The sequence below is a fragment of the Ilumatobacter nonamiensis YM16-303 genome (genome assembly GCF_000350145.1).
In the GTDB taxonomy this organism is placed as follows: Bacteria; Actinomycetota; Acidimicrobiia; order Acidimicrobiales; family Ilumatobacteraceae; genus Ilumatobacter_A; species Ilumatobacter_A nonamiensis.
The window spans coordinates 1-8,961 of record NZ_BAOL01000061.1 but is presented as its reverse complement, the minus strand read 5'-3'; the positions used below and the strand labels follow the sequence as shown (position 1 = coordinate 8,961).

Annotated in this window: 7 protein-coding genes; 4 read left to right on the top strand and 3 right to left on the bottom strand. The window is 67.5% G+C overall.

Annotated elements, in window-relative coordinates; translation table 11 throughout:
• Nucleotides 1-73: 73 nt before the first annotated feature.
• Nucleotides 74-472: a DUF5318 family protein gene (locus ON45_RS07185; protein WP_051062660.1), complete on the bottom strand. Its 399-nt coding sequence runs from the start codon at nucleotides 470-472 to the stop codon at nucleotides 74-76.
• A gap of 75 nt (nucleotides 473-547) precedes the next feature.
• Between ON45_RS07185 and ON45_RS07180 the strand changes: the two genes are divergently transcribed.
• Nucleotides 548-1,117 carry a class I SAM-dependent methyltransferase gene (locus ON45_RS07180; RefSeq protein WP_158412262.1) on the top strand — a complete coding sequence of 190 codons (570 nt, stop codon included), beginning with the start codon at nucleotides 548-550 and terminating at the stop codon, nucleotides 1,115-1,117.
• Between the two features lie 142 nt (nucleotides 1,118-1,259).
• Here the strand turns inward: ON45_RS07180 and ON45_RS07175 are convergent, their stop codons facing one another.
• The gene (locus tag ON45_RS07175) at nucleotides 1,260-3,461 is read right to left on the bottom strand and encodes a putative bifunctional diguanylate cyclase/phosphodiesterase (protein ID WP_051062659.1); all 2,202 of its coding nucleotides are present in this window, start codon (nucleotides 3,459-3,461) and stop codon (nucleotides 1,260-1,262) included.
• The gene (locus ON45_RS07170; RefSeq protein WP_051062662.1) at nucleotides 3,458-4,960 is read right to left on the bottom strand and encodes a CCA tRNA nucleotidyltransferase; all 1,503 of its coding nucleotides are present in this window, start codon (nucleotides 4,958-4,960) and stop codon (nucleotides 3,458-3,460) included. Before ON45_RS07170 ends, ON45_RS07175 begins: the two co-directional genes overlap by 4 nt.
• Before the next feature lie 123 nt (nucleotides 4,961-5,083).
• On the opposite strand from ON45_RS07170, the gene ON45_RS21215 reads away from it, so the two are divergent.
• From ON45_RS21215 to ON45_RS07155, 3 genes are read left to right on the top strand one after another with little or no spacing between them, the layout of a single operon-like run.
• On the top strand, nucleotides 5,084-5,842 hold the full coding sequence (locus tag ON45_RS21215) for a GNAT family N-acetyltransferase (protein ID WP_051062658.1): 759 nt from the start codon (nucleotides 5,084-5,086) through the stop codon (nucleotides 5,840-5,842).
• 11 nt (nucleotides 5,843-5,853) lie between these two features.
• Nucleotides 5,854-8,046 (top strand): DUF6049 family protein, encoded by a 2,193-nt coding sequence (locus ON45_RS07160; protein ID WP_083914553.1) that lies wholly within the window; start codon nucleotides 5,854-5,856, stop codon nucleotides 8,044-8,046.
• Nucleotides 8,047-8,058: 12 nt separating this feature from the next.
• Nucleotides 8,059-8,913 (top strand): DegV family protein, encoded by an 855-nt coding sequence (locus ON45_RS07155; RefSeq protein ID WP_040492961.1) that lies wholly within the window; start codon nucleotides 8,059-8,061, stop codon nucleotides 8,911-8,913.
• Nucleotides 8,914-8,961: the final 48 nt, after the last annotated feature.

Genomic DNA, 8,961 nt, shown 5'->3' with positions numbered 1-8,961 from the left:
CTCGTGAACAGTTCGCGCACGGAGCGCAGGAACTGTTCACGAGGACGCTGAAGTGGGGAGGGTGGCACGGTGGTCAGCTGCGGCGGCCACCGACGGGGAGGATCCGCAGCAGGTGATGCCAGCGGCACTCCGTGCACGCTTCGACCACGTACGCGTTCAGATCGTCGGGTCGGGCGTTGAGCGTGCGCATCTCCTTGGCCGTCGACACGCACCGTCCCTGTGGGCCGATCCCGTGCCCGAACACGTACGTGACCAACCGGAGATTGACCTGCTCACAGATCGGACACAGCGACGAGGTCTCCGTCCCGACATTGCCCGCGGCTCGGATCAACTCCGGGTGGGCGTCGCACACGGTGTCCAACGGGACCCGCCCTTTGCGGACCTCGTTGATCAGCATCCGGCGCGCGAGTCGGTGATCGACGATTCCGCGCGAACCGTCCGGGCCGCGAAGCGCACCGACCGAGAAAGCCATGGTGGCGCAGCGTAGTGCGACCCCGCATGGAGCGTGTCCCCGAAACGTCGGTGCGCAGCGGTCACAATGGTGGCCGTGACTGCGAACATCACCTATGGATCCGGAATCCCGGGCGACGCCGAGCTCCGGCTCTGTGGCGACGTCAGCGGGGCCAAGCGCGCCGTCGAACTCGGCGTGTCCGAGTGGTACAACGCGATCGAGTTCGCCCAGGCCGGCGCCAAGGCGATCGCGGTCGACCCCGATCCGGACAAGATCGCCGAGATGCGCCAACGCGCGGACACCGGCGAGGTCACCGTCCAGTGCCTCGAAGCCGACCTCGCCGACCTGGGCGACATCTCGTCGGCGACCTGCGAGGTCGTCGTGGCCGCACACACGATCCTCGACGTCGAGGACCTCGGACGTCTGCTCCGACAAGTGCACCGCATCCTCATTCCCTCGATGCCGTTCGTGATCTCGATCCCGCACCCCTTCAACGAGGTCTCACCGGAGCACCCCTACGGAAGCGGCGCACGCACGATCGGCGACTGGTTCACGGCACTGAGCCGCTCGAACTTCCGCGTCGATCAGGTGAAGGAACTCGGCGTGTCCCCCACGCACCCGATCCCGACGACGTTGGTCCTCCGCGCGCGAAAAGAAGGCAGCTGACACCCGCCGACGCGCGTCGAGCTCGGTTCCCGTCGCGCTTCGGCCCGCCGTTCGAACGGAAACGCGACGAGAAGAGCCGGCCGAACGGTCAGCGCACGAGGACGAGGACGAGCCTCGGGTGGAGAGGCGAGCGAGAGCGCCGTCAGGTGGATTGGTCGAGCTCGAGTTGGCCGACGGGAACCGGGCGACCGAACAGGTAACCCTGACCGGCGTCGGCACCCATCGAGCGCAACAGTTCGAGCTGGAGCGGCGTCTCGACACCTTCGGCGATCACCTGGAGCCCGAGCGAGTGGCCGAGCCGGATCACGCCTTCGACGATCGAGGAGTCGTCGCCGTCGATCCCGATTCCGTCGACGAAGGAGCGGTCGATCTTGATCGCCTCGACCGGGAACTTCTTCAGATAGGTCAGCGACGAGTACCCGGTGCCGAAGTCGTCGACGGAGAGATGGACGCCGAGGCCGCGCAGCTTCCGGAGCGCGCGCGTCGCCGCGGTGACATCGCTGAGCAGGGTGGTCTCGGTGATCTCGAACCAGAGCGCGGAGGGCTCGATGCCGTTGCTCCCGAGCGCCTCCTGCACGACGACCGCGAAGTTGGGGTCGGCCAGCTGCTGGGTCGACAGGTTCACCGAGAGCGAGGCCTTGCCCCACGGATGATCGTGCGCCCGCCAGCTCGCCAACTGCGCGAGCGCGTCGCGCAGGATGTGTGCGCCCAGCTCGATCATCAGCCCGGTCATCTCCGCGTTCGGCACGAAGTCTTCGGGACCGAGCAGACCCCGTTCGGGATGCTCCCACCGCACCAACACCTCGAACTTGGTCGTGTCGCCGGTGGCCAACTCGACGATCGGCTGGAAGTACGGCACCAGTTCGTCGCGGGCGAGCGCGCGTCGGAGGTCGTTCGTCGTCTGCAGGTAGCGGTCGGATTGCGCGAGCACCTCGTCGGTGAACCGGGCGATGCGATCTCGGCCCTCACCCTTCGCGCGGTACATCGCTGCGTCGGCGGCGCGCAACATCTCCGCCGCCGACACGCCAGGGGTCGAGTTCGTCGCGAACCCGATCGAGGCGGTCACGATCACCTCGTGGCCGTCGATCTCGATCGCGTCGGCGATCGATCGCTGGAGCCGATCCGCGACACGCTCCGGCTCGAGTGGGCCGAGACGGATCTCGCCCGTCTCGTCGGCGTGGCGCGTCGTCCCGTCGACGAAGACGACGAACTCGTCACCACCGAAACGCGCGAGCTGATCACCGACCCGCATCTCCGACCGGAACCGGCGTGCGACCTGACGCAGCACTTCGTCGCCGATGCCGTGCCCGAGGCTGTCGTTGATCATCTTGAAGTTGTCGAGGTCGATGAACAGCACGGCGACCTCGTCGACGTCGGCACTCATCAGCAACTCGTCGAGGCGTGCGACGATCGACCCGCGGTTCGGGAGCTCGGTCAGCGAGTCGTGCGTCGCCGCGTGCGACAGCTGCTCGGCGATCCCGCGCTGTTCGGTGATGTCCTCGACGTGGGTGATCGCGAGCGAGACCCCGTCTTCCTCGATCACCGCGACCTGGGTCTTCGTCCAGACGAAATCACCGTCGCGGCGGAGATACCGCTGCTCGGTCCGATAGCTGTCCTCGAGGCCGAGCTCGAGGCGAGCCCGCTCGGCCGTCACCGTTCGGAGGTCGTCGATGTGGGTGAGTTCGCGCATCGATCGACCGAGGAGATAGCGCCGTGAATGGTCGAGCAGATCGGCAAGCGACTGGTTCACGTCCACGATCCGGTCGTCGTCCATCCGCACCAGTGCCATTCCCGTCGGCGCCGAATGGAACGCCCGCTGGAACCAACGCCGAGCCTGGTCGAGCGCCTCCGACGTCGCCTCACGATCACTCACGTCACGCAGCAGCACCACGATCTCGGAAAGCCCGTCGTGATCCGGAATCTGTTCGTCACCCACCGCGAGCAGCGAGAACTCGACCGGTCGCCCGACGCCGTCGCGATCGATCAGATCGATCACCGTCGTGACGGCGGGCCTGTCGCTCTCCGCCATTCGACGGCACTGCTCGTGCACTGCCTCGTGAGACTCTGCGGTGATCAGGTCGAAGAAGGAACGCCCGACGAGATCCTCGACAGATCGTCTGGTGATCGCTGCGGACCGCGGGTTCGCCGCCACCACCACCCCGTCGCCATCGGTCCCCAACACGGCATCCGGGAAGTGCTCCAACAGCTTGCTGAACCGATCTCGAGATGCATCGAGTTGGCTCGACTGCTGCCGGAGCCGTTGCACCAACACCATGCACAGGACGGCCACCACGATCACCGCGGCAGCCGTGCTGACGAGGAGGGTGATCGTGCCCGCGCTCATGGGGTGACGTTAGATCGTGCTGGTGCCGCGGACGACGCCTGGTCGATCCCGCGGGACGCGTACCATTCGTCGAGGCGCCGACGGATCTCCGCGTCGCCGATCAGACCCTCCTCGAGCCGGATCTCCATCAGGAACGACATCGCTTCCCCGACGATCCGACCGGGCTCGACGCCGAGGTGCGCGATCACCGAGTTGCCGTCGAGTTCGGGCCGGAGTGCGGCGAGTTCCTCGGCTTCGGCCAGCTCGTCGATGCGTGCTTCCAGTTCGTCCATCCGGCGCGACAGCCGAGCCGCCTTCTTCGCGTTGCGCGTCGTGCAGTCGCAACGGGTGAGAACGTTCAGCTCGCGCAGCAGCGGCCCCGCATCACGGACGTACCGCCGCACGGCCGAGTCGGACCAACCCATGGAATAGGTGTGGAACCGCAGATGGAGCGCGACGAGTTCCGAGACATCGCGGATGTCGTCGTTCGAGTACCGCAACGCCGACATGCGCTTCTTGGTCATCCGTGCGCCGACCGCGTCGTGGTGATGGAAGGTGGTGCCCTTGCCCTTCTGATAACCGCGCGTGCGCGGTTTGCCGACATCGTGGAACAGGGCCGCGAGTCGGGTGAGGCGGAAGTCGAACGACGGCGTGTCGCCGGACACGATCGCCGGATGCTCGGCCGGTGGACGGACGTTCTCGACGACGGCGATCGAGTGGGTCAGCACGTCCTTGTGTCGATGGATCGGATCATGCTCCAGCCGCATGTTCGGCAATTCCGGAAGGAACTGATCGGCCAGGCCGGTCTCGACGAGGAACCACAGACCGTCGGCCGGGTGGTCGACCACGATCAACTTGTCGAGCTCGTCTCGGACGCGCTCGGCCGACACGATCTCGAGGCGCGGTGCCATCTCCTTCACCGCTGCGACCAACTGCTCGGTGGGTTCCAACCGATAGCCGGCGATGAACCGCGCGGCGCGCAGCATCCGCAGCGGGTCGTCGCTGAAGCTGACGTCCGGGCCGAGCGGCGTCCGCAGGACCTGGTTCACCAGGTCGTTCATGCCGTCGAACGGATCGACGAGCTGAGGCGCACTGCCGTCGCCGGTCAGTTCCAGCGCCATCGCGTTGACCGTGAAGTCGCGTCGCGACAGGTCGGCGTCGATCTCGTCGGCGAACTCGACGTGAGGCTTGCGCGACTCGTCGGTGTAGGCCTCCGCCCGGAACGTCGTGATCTCGTAGACCCGCGGGGATCCACCGTCGGCCCCGTGCTTGTGGGCGCCGATCGTCCCGAACCGCTCACCCTGCGTCCAGAGAGCGTCGGCCCAGCCCTCGAGACATGCCTTGATCTCGGGCGGGCGGGCGTCGGTCGTCAGGTCGAGGTCGTTCACCGGGCGGTCGCTCGACACGAGCAGGTCCCGCACGCTGCCGCCGACCAGGTAGAGCCGATGACCCGCAGTTCGGAAGCGGGCGGCAAGTGGCTCGAGCTCACGCAGGACGGGAGCAAAACGGTCGGGGATCACCTCATCAGCGTATTGGCTCGCGTCGCGACAGGACCGAAGCCGTGGTGCCGATGGCGTCGCGCGGTCGAGGATCACCACCGGGCGCCGGGTTCGCGACGGGGTCGAACGGTTAGCGTCTGCGACGTGCGTCAGGCGATCGCCTTCCCCTCGGCCCGGGCCCGGATCCGCGCCTGGCCACTCGACGCCTCGATCGGTCACCTGGTGATGCTCGACGTCGCGATGATTCCGACCGTCGACCAGGTCGACCGATGGCTCGCCGAGGCGTACGACGCGCGCCCCGACGAGAACAGCGCGCCTCGTCGTGCCGTTCGTACCGGAGCGCTGTCTCCGCGGGCCGCGGAACCGTTCCTCCGGGTCGGCTTCGAGGTCGTCGATCGTCTCGCACTGCTCGAGCGAACGCTGACGACCACCGAGCCCTCGCCGCCGCGAACGAACGACGAGACCGCCACCATCAAGATCCGTCGCGTGCGACGACGCGAGATGCCGTCGCTGGCCGAGATCGACCAGGCGGCGTTCGCCGCGGGATGGCGCAACGACGCACGCTCACTGGGCGAGATCGCGAACGCCACACCGAGTTCGACCCGTCGCCTCGCACTCGACTCCCGCGACGGGACGCGTCGACCGGTCGGGTTCCAGATCAGCGGCCACGCGGGGCCGACCGGCTACATCCAGCGGCTCGCTGTGCACCCCGACGCATGGGGGATGGGCGTCGGCGGCCGTCTCGTGCACGATGCGTTGTCGTGGCTGACGCGGCGAGGAGTCGACCGGGCGTTGGTCAATACGGGAGTCGACAACGCCCGCGCACTCCGGCTGTACGACGCAGCTGGGTTCGAGGTGTTGGACGAGGAACTCGTCGTGCTCGAACACCGCCGACCGGCATGAGATCGGACGGCATGAACCGGACACTCGGCGTCACGCTCGGCCTGGTCGGAACGTTGGGCGTGACCGCGATCATGACCGCGACGGTCACCGCGCAGGAGGAACCGGCACCCGATGCCGTCCCGGCCGAGACCGGGTCGATCGTCATGGAGTTGATCGACCAGAGCTTCGATCTCACTCCGAACGGAACGATCGACCTCAGCTACCGAGTGGTGGGCGACCTCGACGCGGTTGCCGAACTCGCCCCGCCGACCACCACCACGACCACGACGACCACGACCACGACTCCGGACACCCCCGCTCCCGAGGGTCCTGAAGAACCCGTCGAGCCCGAACCGGAGCCGATCGCGTTGACGGCACAGGTGATCAACTTCGCACCGATCGACGAGCCGGACGAGTTGATCGGACTGGTCGGCAGTGACCCGCGTTTCGGCAGCCTGACCGAGGTGATCGACGGCGTCGAGATCCCGATCCGCTCGTCGATCGAGGTCATCTCGCCGACCGAGGCCGTGCTCGACCTGTCGGTGCTGACCGACACCGACATCAGCGTCTCGGAACGCCTCGAGTTCAACGAGGACGGAATCCATCCCATCGTCGTGCAACTCAGCGCGGGCGAACAGGTCGTGGCCCGTCACGGCACCGTCGTCGAGCGACGATCGGGCAGCTCCGACACTCCACCGACGATCGACCTGTCGCTGTTCGGTGCGACCGACGACCCCGGGCCGACCGGCTCACCTGCCGACTACGACGACGCGGTCGAGGTGTTTGCCGGACTCGTCGACGATGCGACGGTGCTCGACGCCGGTCTCACGATGGCGATCCCTCCATCGGTCGCGACCGCTGCGGTCGAGTCGGGTGCCGTCGACCCATCGGATCCCACCTTCCTGTCCGACGACGTCATGCTGGCCGAGCCGGCCACTCCGTTCGACGTGTCATCCGCGGTCGGGGTCGGGCGCGTCGATGCATTCATCCGACAGCTCCGCGTCGGCGAGGAGGAAATCGTCGACGAACTCGGTGTCACCCCGAGCCGCGACATCTGGTCGACCACCACCGAGCTGAGCGGTCCCGCGGCGCAAACGCTCCGCGACCTCGGCGTCCGCTATCTGGCGATGCCGCCGGACGTCTACCGCAGTACGATCGCCGGCGCGGCCGACGACGAGATCCCTGCGATCGATCGCTTCATCGAGCTTCCGCTTCCCGACGGTGGCCAGATCCCGGTCCTCGTGCTCGACGAGGAACTCGGCGCGGAGTTCACCCCGGATGCGACCACGGAGATCACGGCCGCGATGACCACGACCGAATGGTCGGTCGAGACGATCGCCGAGCTCCGCCTCGGGCAGTACGCCGCCCCGGAGGACGAACGCCGAGATGCGCGCAGTCACCTCATCGCCACGCCCGACCTCGGCCCGTTCGACCCGACGTTGGTCCGTGCGCTGGAACAGTTCGCGACGACGACCGACGCCGTTCGCTTCAGCACGGCGAGCGACCTGACGTCGGCGACCGCGACGGTCGAGACCGACACGAACCCACAGCTGCCCGACGTGGCCGGACCTTCGCTCGAACAACGCCTGCTGCGGATCGGTGAGGTCGGCGACGAACTCCTGGACGTCGCCTCGATGCTGCCCGCCGGCGATCCGCGGCCCGCCGAGTGGGCGCAACTTCTCGACAGCTTCGTGTCCACAGCCGTCGACGACGCGACGGTGTACGACGAACTCGACCAGTTGGTCGCCGAGGCGGAGGAGATTCGCGACGGAGTCGTCCCTCCGGAGCCGTTCACGTTCACCCTCACCGGGCGCGACGGAGAGATCAACGTGCGCGTCGGCAACGAGTTGTCGGAACCCGTCGACGTCGTCGTCCGCGTCACGTCGCCCCGCCTCGACTTCCCCGACGGCGACATCACGGTCACCCTCGCCCCGGACGACGTGACCGTCGTGAACGTGCCGGTTTCCGCCCGCTCGAACGGCACCTCGCCGGTCACCGTCGAGATCCTCACCCCGTCGCTCGACCCGCTCACGGAACCGGTCACGCTCACGTCACGCTTCACTGCGCTCACCGGACTCGGTGGCGTCCTGACCGGCGGCTTCCTCCTGATCCTCGCCACCTGGTGGTTCTCCCACTGGCGCGCTCGGCGGCGCGCCGCGAATCAGCCGGAGAACGACGATGCCGACCCGGCGGACACCGCCACCACCGATCCCGACGACGAGTAACCTGTCCGACCCGTGAGCACCGTACGAATCGTCACCGACAGCGCCTGCGACCTTCCCGCCGAGGTCGCCACCGAATCAGGTATCGAGATCGTTCCGCTGACGATCCGGTTCGGAGACGAGGAGTTCGTCGACCGTGACGAGTTGACCGTGGCCGAGTTCTGGACCCGCTGCGTCAACATGTCGACGCTTCCCGAGACCGCCGCGCCGGCGCCGGGACAGTTCGAGACCGTGTACCGCAAGCTCGCCGCCGAGGGTGCGACCGGCATCGTCGTGGTCTCGCTGTCGGGTGCGCTGTCGGCCACGATCCAGTCCGCCGAGCTCGCCAAGCGCTCGATCGTCGAGGACGACGGCATCGACCTCGATGTCCGCATCGTCGACTCGCGCACCGTGTCGATGGGCATCGGCACGATCGCCCTGGCGTGTGCGCGTGCGGCCGCCGACGGTGGATCGATCGACGACGTCGAAGCACTCGCCGTCGATCTGTCCGATCGCACCCGGGTGTTCGCGGCGCTCGACACGCTCGACAACTTGAAGAAGGGCGGTCGGATCGGCGGCGCCAAGGCGTTCCTGGCGACCGCGTTGTCGATCAAGCCGATCATCGACGTGACCGGTGGTGTCGTCGCCGAGGCCGGCAAACAACGCACGCGCTCCAAGGCGCTGGCCCACCTGGTCGAACGGTTCAAGAGCTACGACGGCCGTGTCGAGAACCTCGCGGTGCTCCATGCGGATTGCTCCGATGTCGACGTGTTCGTCGAGATGCTCGCCCCGCACTACGACGGCGAGATCCTCGTCGGCGAGATCGGCCCCGTCATCGGCACCCACGGCGGACGCGGCACGATCGGCGTCGCCTTCCACGAAACCACCTGACCCGTTCTCGTGATCAGTTCCCGCGCTCCGTGCGCGAACTGTTCACGA

Excerpts from the sequence above, each read along its gene's own strand:
- ON45_RS07175 (WP_051062659.1), bottom strand. The coding sequence starts at position 3,461 with ATGAGCGCGGGCACGATCACCCTCCTCGTCAGCACGGCTGCCGCGGTG.
- ON45_RS07160 (WP_083914553.1), top strand. The coding sequence starts at position 5,854 with ATGAACCGGACACTCGGCGTCACGCTCGGCCTGGTCGGAACGTTGGGC.
- ON45_RS07185 (WP_051062660.1), bottom strand. The coding sequence starts at position 472 with ATGGCTTTCTCGGTCGGTGCGCTTCGCGGCCCGGACGGTTCGCGCGGA.